The following is an 18,235-nucleotide window of genomic DNA, read 5'->3' on the forward strand; positions in this document are numbered from 1 at the left end:
GAAAGGGAAAGCATGGTGGGGCGACTGGAAGAATAAGTGCTCGGATGACTGAAAGCTGAGGGATGGCAGTCAATGACCGAAACTGGCCCTCGGTGCCCGCATTCTACGGCCTGCAAGGGGAGATGCCTATTTCGACCGAGTGGCGGGCGCGAAACCATCGGCCTGGATTCCTCCCTGTGAAATCGGTTCTGCTTAGGCAGATGCGCGCATTAGCCCCATGCTTAAGCATTTGATTTCAAGGAATTTCTTGATGCTCAACAAGTCATTTCAAAATATTTCACGAACCACCCTAAATAATTCGGGAACCAAGCCGTTAAAGTACGCACGAGAACTCCGCCCAGAGCATTTGCGGGCCGAGGAAAAATAAACATACGCCGTTCGGGGTTGAGAGCCCGCACGCCGCGGCCGTGGACACCGTCAACCCGTTATGCCCGATTTATCGTGGACCATGCCCGTAGCGCGTTGGTCCTTCTGGTCTTCCGCAGCGGAAAGTTTGCCTGAGGTTGCGTTCGTCGATCCGATGATGCGCCGCCGCCTGAGCGCGCTTTCGCGGATGGCGCTGAAGGTGGCGGGCGACTGCGTCGATGCGCAAACCCGGGCACGCGTGGTCTTCGCATCGCGGCACGGTGAGTTGCGCCGCACGACGGACATTCTGTGCGACATCGAGGCAAAGAAGCCCGTTTCGCCTAACGCGTTCAGCCTTTCCGTGCTCAACGCGATGACGGGGCTGTTCGGCATCGTGCGGGGCGACCGCTCGCCGGCTACGGCGCTCTCCGCAGGCGCGCAAACGCTGGGCTACGCGCTGCTCGAAGGCCATGCGCTTTATTCGGAAGACCCCGGCAGCCCGGTGCTGGTCGTCTACGCCGACGAACCCGCCGACGCGCGCTACGGCGCAATCGAACAGGAAGTGCAGCGCGGCGCGTTCGCATTGCTGCTCGACGCGAGCGCAGCGCCGCAAGGCCGGCTCGCATGCTCCATCACAGAAAACAAGCCGGACACGGCCGCACAGGCACAGGCACGCGAATTCGCCACGCAAAGCGAAGCGTTGCATCACTGTCTGAGCGAGGGTGAGCGCGCCGCGTGGCAGGGCAGTGGCGGCACCTGGCAATGGAGCTGGCATGTCGGCTCGGCTTGATTACGGCTGGCGGCTCTTCGCCACGGGCTTCGCCTTCGCGTTGTTCGGCGCATGCGGGCTGCTCTTCTCGGTGATCGTGTTTCCGCTCGCGTGGGTCTGGCCGCATCGTGCTTCGCGGCAGCGCGCGATCACCACCGTCATTCACTGGTTTTTCCGCGCGCTCGTGGCCGCTTTGCAGCGCGCGGGCGTCATGACGCTCGACGTGGCCGGCGCGAACGCGCTGCGTTCGGGCGCGCCCGCCATCGTCGTGGCGAACCATCCCACCTATCTCGACGTGGTGGTGCTCCTCGCGCTCACGCCTTCCGCCTGTTGCGTCGTGAAGAACGCGCACTGGCGCAACCCGTGCTTCTGGGGCATCGTGCGTGCGGCCGAATACGTGAGCAACGCCGATCCCGCAGGCTTCGTGCAGGACTGCGCGCGCCAGCTCGCGAACGGCTACAGCATGATCATTTTTCCCGAAGGCTCGCGCAGCCCGGCGCCAAATCGGCTGCATGCGTTCTCGCGCGGCTTCGCGCATACGGCGCTGGAGGCCGGCGCGCCGGTGCTGCCCGTGCTCATGCACTGCGACCCGCCCGCCTTTACCAAGCAGATGCACTGGTACCACGTTCCGCAGCGACCTTTCCGCATGACCGTGAACGTGCTGGCGCCCATCGGCGTCCAGCGGCTCGCGCCGCGCGACATGCCCTCCGCACTCGCCGCGCGCAACGTCACGCGCACTATCGAGGCGCAAATCACACAGCACCTGTTTGACTATGGATACTTTAAAACTGGAAATTAAGCGGCTCCTGATCGAGGCGCTCGATCTCGAGCATCTCACGCCCGCCGATATCGACGACGACGCGCCGCTGTTCGACACCGATGGCGTGGGACTCGACTCGATCGACGCGCTGGAGATCGGCATCGTGCTGCGCCAGCACTATCAACTGACCATCAACGCCGACGACGAAAACGTGCGCGGCTACTTTCGGTCGATCAACACGCTTGCGGCGCTCGTCGCGGGCCACACAAACGAAAACGAGGCGCTGGAAGCCACTGCAGGGAAAGGGGATTGAATCATGAGCGAAGCTGAAATTCTCGACCGTATCCGCGAGATCTTTCACGAGAACTTCGATATCGATCCGGCACGCGTCACGCCGGAGGCGCATCTGTTCGAGGAACTGGATCTGGACAGCATCGACGCGGTCGATCTGGCGATCAAACTGCAGGAAATGACGGGCCGCCGCATCAAACCGGAAGAGTTCAAGCAGGTGCGCACCGTGGGCGACGTGATCGCCGCGGTCGAGTCGCTGCTCGTGACCCAGGCTTGAGGCCATACGTGACGGTGCTTCGCGGGCACGGCTCGGCTGAGCCTGCCGGTGCAGGTGAAAGCGGCACGGCAGACGACGGCGCACGCGGCCGGGCACGCGGCAAGTGGCGGCTGATTGCCAGTCTCGCCTACCCGGTCGTGATTCTTTGCGCGTGGCGCTGGGATTCGCCGCGCTTCGTGGGCTTGTTGCTGCTCGTGCTGCTGTGGATGCAGCGCGTGGCCGGCACGGGCGCACTCGCCGCGACCCTGCGCAAGCTCACGCCGGTGGACTGGGCCGTGGCCGTCATGCTCAATGCCGCCTCGGTGACCATCGTCTTCACCAATAGCGAACGCCTCATGCGCCTGTATCCCTCGCTCGTGAATCTCGGTCTGCTCGTCGCATTCGGCGCGACCCTCGTCAAAGGGCCGTCGATGATCGAGAAATTCGCACGTCTGACTTATGCCGATCCGCCCGCACACATCGTGCGTTATACGCGCCGCGTCACGCAGATCTGGTGTGGTTTTTTCGCAGTGAACAGCGTGTTTTCCGCCTGGACAGCGCTCGCATTGCCAGCCCGTGCCTGGTCGCTCTACAACGGCGCGATTGCCTATGGGATCATCGGCGCGCTGCTTGCTGGCGAGTTTGCGTGGCGCAAGTGGATCATGCTCCCGCGCGCTGCGCGACGGGAGGCGGCGTGATCGCATTGCACGAGCTTCTCGTGGCGCGTTACCGCGAGCCGCGCAGCGCGGTTTGCGTCGATGGCGCAAACGTGACGGACTTCGCGACGTTCCGCGCACATGCGCTTGGCATCGCCGCACGCATGCGCGCGCGGCCGGGCCAGCGCGTTGTGCTATGGAGCGACGACCCGTATGAGTTCGCCTGCGCTTTGTTCGGACTGCTTGCGGCTGGCAAGGTGCCGGTGATTCCCGCAAACGCGACGGCGGGCTATCTCGCTGAACTGAGCGATGCGTACGATGCGGTGCTCGACGAAAACGAGCTCGCCGCTTGGTGTGCCGAGATCCCTGCGGTTCAACCTGCGAAAGCCGACGTGTCGATCGACGCGAACGCCTTGCTCACGCTCTTCACCTCCGGCAGCAGCGGCACGCCGAAGCCCGTCCACAAGACATTGGCGCAGTTCGACGCGGAGGTGCATACGCTGGAAGCCGCCTGGGGCGCGCTTCTGGGCAAAGCGGCGGTGCTCGCGAGCGTGCCGCATCACCACATCTACGGCTTGCTGTTCCGCGTGTTCTGGCCGCTTGCGGCAGGAAGGCCGTTTGCCCGCGCGACCTGCGCCGATCCCGCGCAACTACAGGCGCGCATTACTGAGTGTTCGGTGCAGTGCGGCGCGACGGTCGTCGTCTCGACGCCTGCGCAACTCTCGCGCTGGCCCGATCTGCCGGGGTTTGCCGCGCTCAGTCCGCAGCCGCGCGCGTTCTTGTCGTCGGGCGGCCCGCTGCCGCTCGACACCGCGAAGCAATACGCCGCCACGTTTGGCGCTGCGCCGCTGGAGATCTACGGCAGCACGGAAACGGGCGGCGTCGCCTGGCGCAGGCAAAATGAAATGCAAGCGTGGACGCCCATGCCGGGCATCGCCGTGCGCGCGGGTGCTGTGGAAGAGGGCGGCGCGCTCGAAGTACGCTCGCCGCACCTGGGTCACGACGACTGGCATCGCACCGACGACAAAGCCGCGTTCGACGAGCACGGCCGCTTCGTGCTGCAAGGGCGTCTGGACCGCGTGGTCAAGCTCGCCGGCAAGCGTGTGTCGCTCAGCGAGATGGAGAGCAAACTGCTGCTGCATCCCGGCGTTGCCGAAGTGAGAACCGTGCTGCTCGAAGGCGGCTCGCGCGAGCGCATCGGCGCGCTCGTTGTGCTCTCCACAGAGGGCCGCGAAACGCTGCGCCGCGACGGCCGCGTGCTGCTCCTCAAAGCGTTGCGCCGCCATCTCGCAGCGTGGTTCGACACGGTCGTGCTGCCGCGCCACTGGCGCATTCAGCGCGCGCTGCCCGTCGACTCGCGCGGCAAGATTCAGGCGCGAGCGGTCGCTCACGCGTTCGCGGCAAGCGTTGAAGGATTCGAATTGCTCGCTCAGTGGGACGACGCAGAAGCGCGCGTATTCGAGTTGCGCGTGCCGCACACGCTTGTCCATTTCGCGGGCCACTTTCCAGGCTTGCCGATTCTGCCGGGCGTCGTGCAGGTCGACTGGGCGATGCGCTTCGCGCGCGAGTGGGTGCCCGGCGTGCGCGCGCTCGCCTCGGTCGATCAACTGAAATTCACCATGCCGGTGCCGCCGGGCGCGCTGCTCAAGCTCGTGCTCAGGCACGATGCGGTGCGCCGCCGCGTGGCGTTCGCGTGGCGCGTTGGCGAGCGCGACTGCGCGTCCGGCGCCTTCGTGTACCGGGAGCCCGCATGAGCCTCGCGGCCTGTATCGTCATTCCGATCTACAACCACAAGGACGCGATTGGCGGCACCGTGGCGAACCTGATCGTTCACGGCCTGCCGCTCATCGTCGTGGACGACGGCAGCGACGAAGCCACCCAGCAGGTGCTGGCGGACCTCGCGCGCCGCTACGCCGGCAAGCTCACGCTGCGGCGCCTGCCCGTGAACGGCGGCAAGGGCGCGGCAGTGATGGCGGGGCTGCGCGCCGCGCGCGACGCGGGCTATACGCACGCGCTGCAGATCGACGCCGACGGCCAGCACGACGCCGCTGACGTGCCGCGCTTTCTCGCCGCCGCGCAGGCGAACCCGCGCGCGGTCGTGATCGGCCAGCCGGTGTACGACGAGAGCGTGCCGAAATCGCGCCTCTACGGGCGCTATCTGACCCACGTGTGGGTCTGGATCGAGACGCTCTCGTTCACGATCCGCGATTCGATGTGCGGCTTTCGCCTCTATCCGCTCGACCTCGCTTGCGCGCTGATCGACAGCGTGAAGCTGCCCGAGCGCATGGACTTCGACATCGAGATCCTCGTGCGTTTGCACTGGCGGCGCGTGGCGTTCGTCTCCATTCCGACCGCCGTCACCTACGCGGCCGATGGCGTGTCGCATTTCGACGTGCTGTGGGACAACGTGCGCATCAGCCGCAGCCATACGCGGCTGGTCGCGGGCATGTTCGCGCGCCTGCCGCTCCTGCTCGCGCACAAGGTTTTGCCGAAGCGCGCGCAAGCGGGCGAGGGCAACGAAGCATGGTGGCGCAGGGCCGAACGCGGCAGCCGGCTCGGCATGGCCTTGCTCGCCTGGAGCTGCGGTGTGTTCGGGCGGCGTTTCACTACCCTCTGGCTGCACCCCATCGTCGCTTACTTTCTGCTCACGGGCCGGCCCGCGCGTGAAGCCTCGCGGCGCTATTTCGACCGGCTGCGCCAGTGCTCGCCGGAACGCGAGACGCCGCGCCCCGGCTGGCTCACGGCCTACCGCCATATGCTCTCGTTCGCGCAGTCGGGCTTCGACAAACTGGCCGCGTGGACGGGCCGCGTCGATCAGACCGATGTGGAGATCGACGACCCGCGCGCGCTCGACGCGCTGCTGGCAAGCGGCCGCGGCGCGCTCGTGATCGGCTCGCACCACGGCAACCTCGAAATGGCGCGGGCGCTGGCCGTGCGAGGCGCGCAAACGAAGGTGACGGCCATCGTCTACACGGAGCACGCGAAACGCTTCAACAGCGTGCTGGCTTCTGCGCATCACGACTTCGCGCAGCATCTCGTGCCCGTGAGCGACTTCGGCCCGCAAACCGCGCTGATGATGCAAGAGCGCATCGAGCGCGGCGAGTTGCTCGTCATCGTCGGCGACCGCACGCCTGCGCGCGAAACCGGCCGTACCACCGAGGCGCAGTTCCTCGGCGAGACCGCCGCGTTTGCCCAGGGGCCCTATGTGCTGGCGCACGCGCTCGCTTGCCCGGTCTATCTACTGTTCTGCCTGAAAGAGCGCGCGGGTTACCGGCTTTACTTCGAGCCGTTTGCGGAACGCATCGATCTGCCGCGGCGTGGCCGCGCCGAGCATATTGCGGCATGGGCGCAGCGCTTTGCCGCGCGCCTCGAACACTATTGCCGCAAGGCGCCTTACCAATGGTTCAACTTCTACGATTTCTGGGCGCGCCCCAGTGGGGGAGCGAATGGCCGAGATTGACCTGAAGGATGCCGAAGTGAAGCCGGACGCCGTGGTATTCGGCGGCCGCCATCTGACGATCGAGGACGTCGTGGCGGTCGCGCGCGGCGGCGCCGCGGTGCGCCTGAACGACGACCCCGCCTGGCGCGAGCGCATCGCGCGGGGGGCGGAGTTTCTGCGCCGGCATCTCGAAGCCGGCGCGACCGTGTACGGCGTGAATACGGGCTACGGCGACGCCTGCGTGGTCGACGTGCCGATGGCGCTCGTCGAGGCGCTGCCGTTGCAGCTCACGCGCTATCACGGCTGCGGCATGGGCGAGCATCTGGACGATGCCTCGGCGCTCGCCGTGATCGCCGCGCGCCTGAATTCGCTGGCCTTCGGGCTCTCGGGCGTGCGTCCGGTGCTGCTCGAACGTCTCGCCGATCTCATCAATCATCGCGTACTGCCGCGTATTCCCGCCGAAGGGTCGGTGGGCGCAAGCGGCGACCTCACGCCGCTTTCGTACGTCGCCGCGGCGCTGGTCGGCGAGCGCGAGGTGCAGTTTCGCGGCGCGCCATGCGAGGCGCGCGACGCGTGGCTCGCGCTCGGCCGCGAACCGCTCACGCTCGCGCCCAAGGAAGGCCTCGCGTTGATGAACGGCACGGCGGTCATGACGGGCCTCGCCTGTCTCGCGTTCACGCGCGCGGCGCAGCTCGTGCGCTTGAGCGCGCGCCTCACCGCGCTCGCGACGGTGGCGCTGGACGGGCGCGCCGCGCATTTCGACGCGTTCATCTTCGAAGCCAAGCCGCATGCCGGGCAGGGCGAGGCGGCGGCGTGGATCCGCGCCGATCTGGCGGGCCGTCCCGATACGCCCGGCCACCGGCTGCAGGACCGCTATTCGATCCGCTGCGCGCCGCACGTGATCGGCGTGGCGAACGACGCGCTCACGTGGATGCGCCGTGACATCGAAAACGAACTGAACAGCGCCAACGACAACCCGTTGATCGATCCCGACGGCGAGCGCGTGCTGCACGGCGGCAACTTCTACGGCGGCCATATCGCGTTCGCGATGGACGGTCTCAAGACGGCGGTGGCGAATCTTGCCGACCTGATGGACCGGCAGCTCGCCTTGCTCGTCGACGACAAGTTCAACAACGGCCTGCCGCGCAACCTCACGGGCGCGACGAGCGCGCGCGCGCCGATCAATCACGGTTTCAAGGCCGTGCAGATTTCGTCGTCGGCATGGACGGCGGAGGCGCTCAAGCACACGATGCCTGCGAGCGTGTTCTCGCGTTCGACAGAGGCGCACAACCAGGACAAGGTGAGCATGGGCACGATCGCCGCACGCGACTGTTTGCGTGTGCTGCAACTCACCGAGCAGGTCGCGGCCGCGCATGCGCTCGCCACCGTGCAGGCCGCGCGCCTGCGGTTGCGCGCCAATGCCGCGACGGTGATTCCCGAACCGCTTGCCGCGTTCATGGACGAAGTCGCCGCGACGTCGCCGTTCGTCGATGAAGACCGCGCGCTCGAACACGAACTGCGCGCCATGACCGAACGGATCGCGGCGGGCGGCTTCCTCGCGCAAACAACGGAGGGCCGGCCATGAGCGAATCACGAAAGCCTGCGCCGGCGTTGAGCGCGAGCGCAAACGTGGAAGTGCCGTTCCATGACGTGGACGCGATGAACGTCTGCTGGCACGGCCACTACCTGAAGTATTTCGAATTCGGCCGCGCGGCGCTCCTGCGCAAGTTCGACTACGACTATCGTGAGATGCAGGCGTCGGGCTACGTGTGGCCCGTTGTCGAGGCGCATTTGAAATATGTGCGGCCCGCGGTGTATGGGCAGCAGCTCGAGGTGTGCGCACATCTGCTCGAATACGAAAACCGCCTGAAAATCGGCTACGAAATTTACGATCGCGACTCGCGTACGCGGCTCACGAAGGGCTACACGATCCAGGTCGCCGTGAATGCCGCCACCCAGGAGCTGCAGTTCGTCTCGCCGCCCATCATGCTCGACAAGCTGGAGCGTGCATGGGCGCGTTGAAACGATGCGCGGCCGTCGCCGCACTGATTGTGGTTCAGTCGATGGGCACTGCGGCGCAGGCCGTGACAGCCCCCTCGAACGCGAACGCGAACGCGAGCACGAGCGACGCGGCACTCGTTTCGCAAATCGCGTCCCGTCTCGCGCGCGCAAACGGCGTGCGTTCGCATTTCACGCAAACGCAGACGCTTGCCGCGATGAAAGCGCCGCTAGTGAGCACGGGCTCGCTGCTGTTCTATCGTGAGCGCGGCGTGATCTGGCAGGTCGAAACGCCATACAAGAAAACGTGGATCATGCGCGAGGGCGGCGTCACCGTGATCGATGCGGCCGGTCAGCGCACCGCGAACGGCGGCGCGCAAGGTGCGCGCGGCGCGGCGGAGATCGCGAAGATGATGCGGGCCATGCTTGGCGGCGACCTGAGCGGGCTGTACTCGCAATTCGACGTAGAGGCGCGCGGCACACCTGCCCAATGGCAGATGCGTTTCGTGCCGCGTCAGCCGCAGATCGCGCAGGCGCTGCGCGGCATCGAGATGGAAGGTGGCGACTTTCTGAGCAGTTTGCGCATCACCTTCGCCAACGGCGACGTCACGCAGTACGAATTCACCGGCAGCGCGCAGGTGTCCGGGCTCGCGCCCGCCGATGAAAAGCTTTTCGGAACGCCGCAGTGAGTGCTTCCGAGCTTCGCACCGGAACGCCCTGGTGGCGGCAGTGGACGCTGCGTGCCGCGTGGGTGCTGCTCGCGCTCGTGGCGACGTTGTATTGCGCCTGGCGCTTTACGGGTCCGACGCCCTTGCAGACGAACCTGCTGGCGCTCTTGCCCGCGACCGAGGCCGACCCTGTTGCCGAAGAGGCCGTGGACCAGCTTGCGGGCGCGCTCGGCAATCGCGCCGTGCTGCTCGTGTCGAGCCAGGACGCGGCACACGCGAAAGCGGCGGCGGGGCAACTGGGCGCGGTACTGAGCGCGAGTCATGCGTTTGCTTCGGTGACGGCGCAAGTCCCGCCGTTCGATCTGGGTCGCATTACGCGTTTTTACCTGCCGTACCGCTTCGGGCTGCTCACGGCGGAAGACCGCGCGACGGCTGGCGGGAGCGCCGAGACGCTGCACGGCGCGCTCGCCGAACGCCTCTATGGCCTGCCGAACGCGGGTCTCGCCACGCCACTCGCCGACGATCCCTTCGGCTGGCTGCAGCATTGGCTCGCGGGGCTGCCGCTGGCGGCATCGAATCTCACCCTCGAGGACGGCTTTCTCGTGGCGCACCGCGCTAACACCACGAGCGTGCTCGTGATCGGCACGCTGCCGGGTTCCGCCTACGAATCCGAGGTTCAGCGCGGCGTGCTGCTTGCCGTCGCTCACGGCGAAGCGGCGCTCAAGGCTGCGTGGCCCGATGTCTCTATCGCGCGCACGGGCGCCGTGTTCTATGCCGAGTCGGCGCGGCGCGCCTCGGAGCGCGACGTACACGTAGTCGGCGTCGTTTCGGCGGTCGGCATCGCGCTGCTCATGCTGTGGATCTTCCGCTCGCCGCGGCTCATCCTGCTCGGTTTCGTTTCCACCGCGCTCGGCATCGTGTGCGCGCTGGCCGCCACGATGCTCGTCTTCGGCAAGCTGCATCTGCTCACGCTCGTGTTCGGCGCGAGCCTGATCGGCGAAGCGGTCGATTACTCCATTCAGTACTTCGTCGTCTACCTGGGCGCGCGGCACGGCTGGGATTCGCGGCGCGGCGCGCGCGAAGTGCTGCCCGCGCTGACGGTGGCGCTCAGCACGAGCCTGCTTGGCTACGCCATTCTCACGTTCGCGCCGTTCCCGGCGCTCAGGCAGATTGCGTGCTTTGCCATCGTCGGCATCTTTACCGCTTTCGCCTCCGTCATCTGGCTGCTGCCGAGTCTCATGACCGAGCCCGCGCGCCGCAGTCCCCAGACGCTCTTCGCGGTCGCCGCGGCGTCGCTTGCGAAATGGCAGGCGCTGATCGGCGGCCGGCGTGCGTGGGGCGTCGCGCTCGTGCTCGTGATTGCCGCCGTGCCGGGCTGGCTGCAACTGCGCAGCGACGACGACATTCATTTGCTGATCCAGCGGGACCCGGTGCTGGTCGCGCAAGAGCGTGTGGTGTCGAGCGCAGTAGGAGCCGACAACAGCGCCCAGTTCTTCGTCGTGCGCGGCGCGTCGCCTGAGGCCGTGCTTCAGCGCACCGAGACGCTGTGCAAGCGGCTCGGCGCGCTGACGGGCACGTCCGCGCTGAGCGGCTGGCAATCGGTGACGTCGTTCGTGCCGTCCGAAGCGCGGCAGCGGGCCGATCGCACGCTGCTCGGCGCGCACGTGTTCGCCGATCCCGCCGCCTTGCGCACGCTGCTCGGCGCAGCGGGCTTTCGTGACGAGGTGGCGCAAACGTGGCTCGATGCGTGGGCGCACTCGGGCACTGCCGTGCTGCGCGTGGACGCCTGGCTCGCCGAACCGTGGTCACAGCCGTTCCGCCATCTGTGGCTCGGCCGCTCGGTGAGCACGCCCGGCGCATTCGCGGCGATCGTGATTCCGCAGGGCGTGTCGGCTGCGAACGAGCCCGCGCTTCTCGACGTTGCGTACGCGTCGCCCGGCGTGAGCTTCGTCGACAAAGCGGCGAGCGTGTCGCGCCTTTTTGGCGTGTACCGGCAGGACGGTGCGATCTGGCTCGCGGGTGCGCTGACGCTCGTGCTCGCGCTGCTGATGTTCCGCTACGGCTGGCGTGGCGCCGTCGCGGTCACGCTGCCGGTGTGGCTCGCCATCGGCGTGACGCTCGCGGCGTTCGGTTACGCACACATTCGCATCAATCTCTTCAACATGCTGGCGCTGATGCTCGTGCTCGGCGTGGGCGCGAACTACGCCGTCTTTCTGCGCGAAGGCGCGATGCGCGCTTCCACCGATCGCGGCGCGGTGTGGACCGGTGTGCTGCTTTCGGCCGCGACCACGCTGCTCTCGTTCGGCATGCTCGCCATGAGTTCCATGCCCGCGCTCAAGAGCTTTGGCGCCACGCTGTCGCTCGGCATCATGGTGTCCGTGATGCTCGCGCCTATCGGCATGCCCTCGGGCACGCACACTACACCACGGAGAAAGGCCTGATGGCGCTCCCTGTCTATTTGCACGCGCTCGGCATGGTCAACGCACTCGGCGACGATGTGGCGTCGATCGTCGGCGCACTCGCGCGCGGCGAGGCGCCCGGCATGGGGCCGATTACGACACGCACCGGCACCGCCTTTGCGGGCAGCGTGAAGGCGCCGCTCGACGTTGCACCGCCCGCATCGCTTGCGCACTACGACTGCCGCAACAACCGGCTTTTGCTCGCCGCGCTGGCGCAAATCCGTCCGGCCATCGAGGCGGCGCGCGAACGTTTTGGCGCGGGGCGTATCGGTGTCGTGCTCGGCACGAGCACGTCGGGCATCAGCGCGGCGGAAATATCGTTCACGCAGCCGGCAGCGGCTTCGACCTTCGATTACCGCCAGATGGAAATCGGGACCACCGCGCCGTTCGCCGCTGCGGCGCTCGATCTGCGCGGGCCGGCCTACACGATCTCCACGGCATGCACGTCGAGCGCCAAGGCCTTCGTCACCGCGCGCCGCCTGTTGCGCGCGCAACTGTGTGATGCGGTCGTCGTAGGCGGCGTCGATTCGCTCTGCGAACTCACGCTGCAAGGTTTCGCCTCGCTCGAATCGACGAGCCCCGTGCGGACCAATCCGATGAGCGCGCAGCGCCGCGGCATCAACATCGGCGAGGGCGCGGCGGTGTTCCTCATGAGCCGCGAGGAAGGGCCGGTAGTGCTCGCGGGCGCGGGCGAGTCGAGCGACGCCCACCATATCTCGGCACCCGATCCGCAAGGCGCGGGCGGCGAACTCGCATTGCGCGGGGCGCTCGCCGACGCGGGCATAAGCGCGGCCCAGATCGGCTACGTCAACCTGCACGCAACGGCCACGATCAAGAACGATCAGATGGAAGCGCATCTCATGGCGCGCGTGTTTCCCGACGGCGTGGCCGCGAGCGGCACGAAGCCGCTCACGGGCCATACGCTCGGCGCAGCAGGCGCAACCGAACTGGGTCTCGCGTGGCTCACGCTCGCCCGCGACGACGTTGCGCTACCGCACCACATGTGGGACGGAGCAGCCGACCCGGCGCTGCCCGCGCTCGACCTCATTCAGGACGTGCGCCACTTGCCACGCAGCGGCGCGCGCCAATACGCGATGAGCAATTCATTCGCGTTTGGCGGCAGCAACGCCTCACTCATACTCGGACGGTGATCGAGACCATGAATCCTGCTCTTTCATCAACGATGGACGCGTTCCCGCCGATCGAAACCATCATCCCGCACCGCGGCACGATGCTGCTGCTCGACTCGGTCGCGGCATGCAGCGACGAGTCGCTCACGGCGCTTGCGAGCGTGCGCACCGACGCGTGGTACGCCGACGCGCAGGGCGCGATGCCCGCGTGGATCGGCATCGAACTGATGGCGCAGTCCATTGCGGCCCACGTAGGCCTGCTGTCGATGCGCGAAGGCAAGACCGCGCGCCCGGGCGTGCTGCTCGGAACGCGGCGCTATGAGGCGGCGCAGACGGCATTCGCGAGCGGTGCGCCGCTCAGTGTCACGGTCAGCGAACTGCTGCGCAGCGAAGAGGGCCACGGCGCGTACGGCTGCACGATCAAGCAGGATAACGAACTATTAGCGGAAGCCACCGTGAAGGTGTACCAGCCGCGCGATTTTCAGACATTCATCGAGGAGAATTCCAGATCATGAGCCGGCGTGTTCTCGTTACCGGCGCGAGCCGCGGCATTGGTCGCGCGATCGCCTACCATCTCGCCGCGGACGGCTTTGCCGTCACCGTGCATTGCCGTACGGGCCGCAACGAAGCCGATGCCGTCACGGCCGGCATCGTCGCACAGGGCGGCACCGCCAGCGTGCTGCAATTCGACGTGCGCGACCGGGCCGCGTGCCGCGCGGCGCTCGAAGAGGACGTCGCGGCGCACGGCGCGTACTACGGCATCGTCTGCTGTGCGGGCGTCACGCGCGACGCCGCGTTCCCTGCGTTGACCGACGAAGACTGGGACATCGTGATCGAAACCGGCCTCGACGCGTTCTACAACGTCGTACACCCGCTCGTCATGCCGATGGTGCGGGCGCGCAAGGGCGGCCGCATTGTGACGGTGGCCTCGGTGTCGGGGGTCACGGGCAATCGCGGCCAGGTGAACTACAGCGCGGCCAAGGCCGGACTGATCGGCGCGACGAAGGCGCTCGCGGTGGAACTGGCCACGCGCAACATCACGGTCAATAGCGTGGCGCCCGGGCTCGTCGATACCGGCATGCTCGACGACGTACCGCTCGATCACGCACTCAAGGCGGTGCCGATGAACCGCGTGGGACAACCGGCCGAAGTCGCGGCCGTGGTCGGCTTCCTGATGTCCGACGCGGCGTCTTATGTCACGCGCCAGGTCATTGGCGTGAACGGCGGGATGGTCTGATGAAACGCGTCGTCATTACCGGCATGGGCGGCGTGACCGCGCTCGGCGAGCAGTGGGATCAGGTCGAAGCCGCACTCAAAGGCGGCGTCAACGCCGTCAAGCGCGTGCACGACTGGGACTATATCGAGTCGCTGCATACGCGCCTTGCGTGCCCGCTGCCGGCGTTCAATACACCTGACTATTATCCGCGCAAGAAGACGCGCTCGATGGGGCCGGTCTCGCTCTACGCGGTGCGCGCGAGTGAACACGCGCTGGCAGACGCGGGCCTGCTCGACGACCCGTCGATCAAGGACGGCCGCATGGGCGTGGCCTACGGTTCATCGGCCGGTTCGGTGGAGCCGGTGCGCGCGTTTGGCAAGATGCTCGAAACGGGCTCGATGAGCGACGTGACGTCGAACAGCTACGTGCAGATGATGCCGCACACCACGGCTGTGAACGTAAGCCTCTTCTGGGACCTCAAGGGGCGCATTGTGCCGACCTCGTGCGCGTGCGCTTCGGGCAGCCAGGCCATTGGCTACGCGTACGAGATGATCGCGAACGGCAAGCAGACGCTGATGCTCGCGGGCGGCGCCGAGGAACTCTCGGGGCCGGGCGTAGCCGTGTTCGACATGCTCTACGCCACGAGCACGCGCAACGACGCGCCGCAACTCACGCCGCGTCCGTTCGACGCCGCGCGTGACGGCCTCGTGGTGGGCGAGGGCGCGGCTACGCTCGTGCTCGAGGAATACGAGCATGCCATGGCGCGCGGCGCGCGCATTCATGCGGAAGTGGTGGGCTTCGGCTGCAATTCGGACGGCGCGCATATCACGCAGCCCACGGCGGCGACGATGGCGGTCGCCATGCGCCAGGCGCTGGCCGACGCCCAGTTGGCCCCCGAAGCGATCGCCTATGTGAATGCGCACGGCACCTCCACGGATCGCGGCGATGTGGCCGAGAGCCAGGCCACGGCGGAAACCTTCGGCGCGCGCATGCCGATCAGCTCGCTCAAGAGCTATATCGGCCATACGCTCGGCGCGTGTGGCGCGATCGAGGCCTGGTGGACGATTGAGATGATGAAACGCAACTGGTATGCGCCCACGCTCAACCTGACCGAGGTCGATCCGGCCTGCGCACCGCTCGACTACATCATGGGCGAACCGCGCACCCTGGACGCCGAGTACGTGATGAGCAATAACTTCGCGTTTGGCGGCGTGAACACGTCGCTGATCTTCCGGCGCGCGCGTTGAGCATGCAGACAGTTTCCGCGAGCGGCTTGCGGCGCGTGGTCGTGACGGGCATGGGCATCGTCTCGTGCCTTGGCAACACGCTCGAGAGCGTCGCCGGGAGGTTGCGTGACGGACGCGGCGGCATCACACGCGTTCAGGCGTGGCGCGAACGCGGTTTCGCGATCCAGGTGGCGGCAGTGGCTTCTGTGGCAGGCGAAGCGCCGTTCGAGCGCAAAGCCGAACGTTTCATGGGCGACACGGCGCGCTTTGCCTGCCACGCCGCGCGCAGCGCCATCGCCGACGCACATCTCGACGCGCACGCGTTGCGCACGCCTCGGGCCGGCGCGGTGGTGGGCTCGGGCGTCGGCACGATGTCCGCTTACGACGCGGCCATGGAGAGCGCAAACGCGCGCGGCGTCGACCGCGTGCCACCGTATACGGTGCCGCAGGCGATGAGCAGCACGACCTCGGCGAATCTGGCGCATGTGTTCGGCATGGAAGGCGTGACGTACTCGCCTTCATCGGCGTGCACGACTTCCGCGCTCGCCATCGGCCAGGCCATGCAGCTGATCCAGACGGGCCGACAGGACATCGTGCTCGCGGGCGGCGCGGAGGGCTTGCACGACAACATGACGTTGATGTTCGACGCAATGGGTGCGCTCTCGCGCGGCTTCAACGACACGCCAGAGCGCGCGTCGCGGCCCTATGACGCGCTGCGCGACGGATTCGTGATCGGCTCGGGGGCTGGCATCCTCGTGCTCGAATCGCTCGCGCATGCGCAGGCACGCAACGCGCGCATCTACGCGGAGCTGACCGGCTACGGCCACGGCACCGATGGCGCGCAGATGGTTGCGCCGCAGGCGAGCGGTATTGCGCGCGCCATGCGTGAGGCGCTGGCGGAGGCCGGCACGCGCCCGGACTACATCAACACCCACGCGCCTTCCACGCCCACGGGCGATATCGAGGAGCTGCTCGCGCTGCGCGCCGTGTTTGGCGGCGAGGTGCCCGCGTTCTCCTCGACGAAGGCGCTCAGCGGTCATCCGCTCGGCGCGTGCGGTGCGCACGAAGCGATCTACACCTTGCTGATGATGCGCGATCGCTGGATTGCGGGCGCCGTGGGCATCGAAGCGCTCGATGCCGCCGCCGCCGGCATGCCGCTCGTGCGGGAAACGCGCGACGCGCGCATCGATACGGCAATGTCGGTTTCATTCGGGTTCGGCGGCAGTTGCGCGAGCCTGGTATTTCGCGCCTGGAATGCAGTCTGAAGTTTCGGGCAACCCTGAAAATAATGAGGATTCCAATGAAAAAGACTTACCTCACGCTGAGCGCGGCCGCCATCGTCAGCCTGACGCTGGCTGGTTGCGGATCGCAACGCCTCACGCTGCCGATCCAGCCCGCCGCTGCGCTCTCAACGGGCAAAGCCGCGTCGGGCGCGAACCCCGCCACGAAGATCGACGTGTACTTCGGCGCGCAGCCGCACCCGGAAGTGGTCCGCCACGTAGGTGACGCCTCGCATTCGCTGCGGGTCGCCCGTGCGACCGACGGCGCCGAGGCCACCTGCAACAAGGCGCTCGCCAGCGCGCTCGACAAGCTGCGCGCGGACGCCCAGAACAAGGGCGCCAACGCTGTCATCAACGTGACCACGCGCTTTCACGGCACGGAAACCGGATCGGCCACCGAGTACACCTGCGGCGTGAGCCCGAGCGCGGCGGCGATTGCCGTCACGGGCGACCTCGTGGTGCTGCGGGCCAATTGAACCAACGGAGAAGAACGATGAAGAAACTGTGGATGCTCGCCGCGCTGTGCGCGGCCTTTGCGACGTCGCAAGCGAACGCACGCAATACGGTCGACACCTACCAGGTAGATGCCGCGCTCAAGAGCGAGCCCGGCAAGGTGAGCGACGATATCGCGCTGTACTTTGCGGGCCAGTCTCATCCGGCGGTGAAGAAGACGCTGGGCCAGTACTCCACGAACAAGAAGACGAACGCGTTCGGCAAGAGCGACGAAGCGGCCTGCCAGCACGTGTTCCTTTCGGCCGTGGCCGAGTTGCAGGAACGCGCGCGCAAGGAAGGCGGCAACGCGGTGATCAACATCAAGAGCAACTACAAGAACGAACTTCGAGAGAGCGCCACCGAATTTACGTGTGGCGCGGGCGCGATGATCGCCGGCGTGGCGCTCGTTGGCGACGTGGTGACGCTCAAGGGCGGCAAGTAACCCGCGGCAGGCGGCGGCGGGCCACCCGGCTCACGCCGCCTTGACGGCGGCTACGTTGACGAGCGTTTCGCGCCGCTTCCCAGGCTTGGGATGATGCAGGCCGAGGCGCTCGAAGAGACCGAAATCCGCTGCACGGCTCCACCACAGATAGGGTAGCGAAACATTGCGCTCCGAAAAGCGGAAGCCCGCCGCGCGGATCATTTCGAGGTAGCCGTTGGCGCTTTTCTGCACATGCATGGGGTGGCGGAACAGCAGCCGGATCACCCACGAGCGGATATACGCCTCGGTGGATTCGGCGAACAGCAGCACGCCGCCCGGCTTGAGCACGCGGTGGAACTCCGCGAGCGCGCGTTCCTGCTCGACCAGATGATGGAACGTCTGGTGGCAGAAGAAGATGTCCGCGCTGGCCGTGGGTAGCGGCAGGTTCGCGCAGTCGCCGTGCAGCAGCTCGAATGCGGTGTGCGTTTTCAATGTGTCCTGGCACGTGCGCGCGGCGCGCGCAGCCAGTTCGAGCGACGCCTCGTGATAGTCGATCCCGACGATGCGGCGAGCCCGGAAAGCCTCGGCCAGCAGGCGGAACGATTTGCCCTGGCCGCAGCCGACATCGACGATTTCAGGTGCGGCGGGCAAGGGCACGTCCACGAGACGCTTGAGGTCGTTGATCGCCACGCGCAGCACGTGGTGCTCCCACGTATGCGTGCGCAGAAACCAGATGCCGAAGGCCGTTTCCGGCACGAACGGCACGTCATTTGTTTCGGAAACCGACATATTTTTTTATCCGTTGCGAATGCGGTCGTGGACGAGAATG

19 protein-coding genes are annotated in these 18,235 nt (G+C 66.8%); 18 read left to right on the plus strand and 1 reads right to left on the minus strand.

The window, feature by feature from the left end:
* The first annotated feature begins 427 nt into the window (after positions 1-427).
* Genes U5A65_RS34010 through U5A65_RS34095 form a run of 18 tightly spaced genes read left to right on the plus strand, consistent with a single transcriptional unit; the run spans position 428 to position 17,427 of the window.
* Positions 428-1,135, plus strand: coding sequence for a beta-ketoacyl synthase chain length factor (locus U5A65_RS34010; protein WP_321949039.1), 708 nt, complete (start codon positions 428-430; stop codon positions 1,133-1,135).
* Positions 1,119-1,913, plus strand: a complete 795-nt coding sequence (locus U5A65_RS34015; RefSeq protein ID WP_321915734.1) for a lysophospholipid acyltransferase family protein — start codon at positions 1,119-1,121, stop codon at positions 1,911-1,913. The genes U5A65_RS34010 and U5A65_RS34015 overlap by 17 nt, the downstream gene beginning before the upstream one ends.
* Positions 1,888-2,187: a phosphopantetheine-binding protein gene (locus U5A65_RS34020; protein ID WP_321915735.1), complete on the plus strand. Its 300-nt coding sequence runs from the start codon at positions 1,888-1,890 to the stop codon at positions 2,185-2,187. Before U5A65_RS34015 ends, U5A65_RS34020 begins: the two co-directional genes overlap by 26 nt.
* A gap of 3 nt (positions 2,188-2,190) precedes the next feature.
* The gene (locus tag U5A65_RS34025) at positions 2,191-2,442 is read left to right on the plus strand and encodes an acyl carrier protein (RefSeq protein WP_158759959.1); all 252 of its coding nucleotides are present in this window, start codon (positions 2,191-2,193) and stop codon (positions 2,440-2,442) included.
* Positions 2,443-2,456: 14 nt separating this feature from the next.
* The gene (locus tag U5A65_RS34030) at positions 2,457-3,119 is read left to right on the plus strand and encodes a hypothetical protein (RefSeq protein ID WP_321915833.1); all 663 of its coding nucleotides are present in this window, start codon (positions 2,457-2,459) and stop codon (positions 3,117-3,119) included.
* Complete coding sequence (locus tag U5A65_RS34035) at positions 3,116-4,831, plus strand: AMP-binding protein (protein ID WP_321949040.1); 1,716 nt, start codon at positions 3,116-3,118, stop codon at positions 4,829-4,831. The genes U5A65_RS34030 and U5A65_RS34035 overlap by 4 nt, the downstream gene beginning before the upstream one ends.
* Complete coding sequence (locus U5A65_RS34040) at positions 4,828-6,537, plus strand: glycosyltransferase family 2 protein (protein ID WP_321949041.1); 1,710 nt, start codon at positions 4,828-4,830, stop codon at positions 6,535-6,537. Before U5A65_RS34035 ends, U5A65_RS34040 begins: the two co-directional genes overlap by 4 nt.
* Entirely contained in the window at positions 6,524-8,101 is a 1,578-nt protein-coding gene (locus U5A65_RS34045; RefSeq protein ID WP_321949042.1) for an aromatic amino acid ammonia-lyase, read from the plus strand. The genes U5A65_RS34040 and U5A65_RS34045 overlap by 14 nt, the downstream gene beginning before the upstream one ends.
* Positions 8,098-8,538 carry a thioesterase family protein gene (locus tag U5A65_RS34050; RefSeq protein WP_321915739.1) on the plus strand — a complete coding sequence of 147 codons (441 nt, stop codon included), beginning with the start codon at positions 8,098-8,100 and terminating at the stop codon, positions 8,536-8,538. Before U5A65_RS34045 ends, U5A65_RS34050 begins: the two co-directional genes overlap by 4 nt.
* On the plus strand, positions 8,526-9,203 hold the full coding sequence (locus U5A65_RS34055) for a LolA family protein (RefSeq protein WP_415766116.1): 678 nt from the start codon (positions 8,526-8,528) through the stop codon (positions 9,201-9,203). The genes U5A65_RS34050 and U5A65_RS34055 overlap by 13 nt, the downstream gene beginning before the upstream one ends.
* Positions 9,200-11,623, plus strand: coding sequence for an MMPL family transporter (locus U5A65_RS34060; RefSeq protein WP_321949043.1), 2,424 nt, complete (start codon positions 9,200-9,202; stop codon positions 11,621-11,623). The genes U5A65_RS34055 and U5A65_RS34060 overlap by 4 nt, the downstream gene beginning before the upstream one ends.
* The gene (locus tag U5A65_RS34065; protein ID WP_321949100.1) at positions 11,620-12,792 is read left to right on the plus strand and encodes a beta-ketoacyl-[acyl-carrier-protein] synthase family protein; all 1,173 of its coding nucleotides are present in this window, start codon (positions 11,620-11,622) and stop codon (positions 12,790-12,792) included. The genes U5A65_RS34060 and U5A65_RS34065 overlap by 4 nt, the downstream gene beginning before the upstream one ends.
* 8 nt (positions 12,793-12,800) lie before the next feature.
* Positions 12,801-13,286, plus strand: a complete 486-nt coding sequence (locus U5A65_RS34070) for a hotdog family protein (protein ID WP_321915741.1) — start codon at positions 12,801-12,803, stop codon at positions 13,284-13,286.
* Positions 13,283-14,008 (plus strand): 3-ketoacyl-ACP reductase FabG2, encoded by a 726-nt coding sequence (locus tag U5A65_RS34075; RefSeq protein ID WP_321939594.1) that lies wholly within the window; start codon positions 13,283-13,285, stop codon positions 14,006-14,008. The genes U5A65_RS34070 and U5A65_RS34075 overlap by 4 nt, the downstream gene beginning before the upstream one ends.
* The gene (locus U5A65_RS34080) at positions 14,008-15,234 is read left to right on the plus strand and encodes a beta-ketoacyl-ACP synthase (RefSeq protein ID WP_321939592.1); all 1,227 of its coding nucleotides are present in this window, start codon (positions 14,008-14,010) and stop codon (positions 15,232-15,234) included. Before U5A65_RS34075 ends, U5A65_RS34080 begins: the two co-directional genes overlap by 1 nt.
* A 2-nt stretch (positions 15,235-15,236) precedes the next feature.
* Complete coding sequence (locus U5A65_RS34085) at positions 15,237-16,478, plus strand: beta-ketoacyl synthase N-terminal-like domain-containing protein (protein ID WP_321949044.1); 1,242 nt, start codon at positions 15,237-15,239, stop codon at positions 16,476-16,478.
* A 35-nt stretch (positions 16,479-16,513) separates the two neighbouring features.
* On the plus strand, positions 16,514-16,969 hold the full coding sequence (locus U5A65_RS34090; RefSeq protein ID WP_321915745.1) for a signal peptidase: 456 nt from the start codon (positions 16,514-16,516) through the stop codon (positions 16,967-16,969).
* 17 nt (positions 16,970-16,986) lie between these two features.
* The gene (locus U5A65_RS34095) at positions 16,987-17,427 is read left to right on the plus strand and encodes an excinuclease ABC subunit A (RefSeq protein WP_321915746.1); all 441 of its coding nucleotides are present in this window, start codon (positions 16,987-16,989) and stop codon (positions 17,425-17,427) included.
* A 30-nt stretch (positions 17,428-17,457) separates the two neighbouring features.
* Here the strand turns inward: U5A65_RS34095 and U5A65_RS34100 are convergent, their stop codons facing one another.
* Positions 17,458-18,195: a class I SAM-dependent methyltransferase gene (locus U5A65_RS34100; RefSeq protein ID WP_321949045.1), complete on the minus strand. Its 738-nt coding sequence runs from the start codon at positions 18,193-18,195 to the stop codon at positions 17,458-17,460.
* Positions 18,196-18,235 lie beyond the last annotated feature (40 nt).

Source organism: Paraburkholderia sp. J10-1, from assembly GCF_905220165.1.
In the GTDB taxonomy this organism is placed as follows: Bacteria; Pseudomonadota; Gammaproteobacteria; order Burkholderiales; family Burkholderiaceae; genus Paraburkholderia.

Bases quoted from the DNA above. Each gene is read 5' to 3' on its own strand.
- U5A65_RS34080 (WP_321939592.1), top strand. From the start codon at position 14,008: ATGAAACGCGTCGTCATTACCGGCATGGGCGGCGTGACCGCGCTCGGC.
- U5A65_RS34090 (WP_321915745.1), top strand. From the start codon at position 16,514: ATGAAAAAGACTTACCTCACGCTGAGCGCGGCCGCCATCGTCAGCCTG.
- U5A65_RS34095 (WP_321915746.1), top strand. From the start codon at position 16,987: ATGAAGAAACTGTGGATGCTCGCCGCGCTGTGCGCGGCCTTTGCGACG.
- U5A65_RS34045 (WP_321949042.1), top strand. From the start codon at position 6,524: ATGGCCGAGATTGACCTGAAGGATGCCGAAGTGAAGCCGGACGCCGTG.
- U5A65_RS34025 (WP_158759959.1), top strand. From the start codon at position 2,191: ATGAGCGAAGCTGAAATTCTCGACCGTATCCGCGAGATCTTTCACGAG.
- U5A65_RS34050 (WP_321915739.1), top strand. From the start codon at position 8,098: ATGAGCGAATCACGAAAGCCTGCGCCGGCGTTGAGCGCGAGCGCAAAC.
- U5A65_RS34085 (WP_321949044.1), top strand. From the start codon at position 15,237: ATGCAGACAGTTTCCGCGAGCGGCTTGCGGCGCGTGGTCGTGACGGGC.
- U5A65_RS34075 (WP_321939594.1), top strand. From the start codon at position 13,283: ATGAGCCGGCGTGTTCTCGTTACCGGCGCGAGCCGCGGCATTGGTCGC.
- U5A65_RS34055 (WP_415766116.1), top strand. From the start codon at position 8,526: ATGGGCGCGTTGAAACGATGCGCGGCCGTCGCCGCACTGATTGTGGTT.
- U5A65_RS34040 (WP_321949041.1), top strand. From the start codon at position 4,828: ATGAGCCTCGCGGCCTGTATCGTCATTCCGATCTACAACCACAAGGAC.
- U5A65_RS34070 (WP_321915741.1), top strand. From the start codon at position 12,801: ATGAATCCTGCTCTTTCATCAACGATGGACGCGTTCCCGCCGATCGAA.
- U5A65_RS34010 (WP_321949039.1), top strand. From the start codon at position 428: ATGCCCGATTTATCGTGGACCATGCCCGTAGCGCGTTGGTCCTTCTGG.
- U5A65_RS34015 (WP_321915734.1), top strand. From the start codon at position 1,119: ATGTCGGCTCGGCTTGATTACGGCTGGCGGCTCTTCGCCACGGGCTTC.
- U5A65_RS34100 (WP_321949045.1), bottom strand. From the start codon at position 18,195: ATGTCGGTTTCCGAAACAAATGACGTGCCGTTCGTGCCGGAAACGGCC.
- U5A65_RS34020 (WP_321915735.1), top strand. From the start codon at position 1,888: ATGGATACTTTAAAACTGGAAATTAAGCGGCTCCTGATCGAGGCGCTC.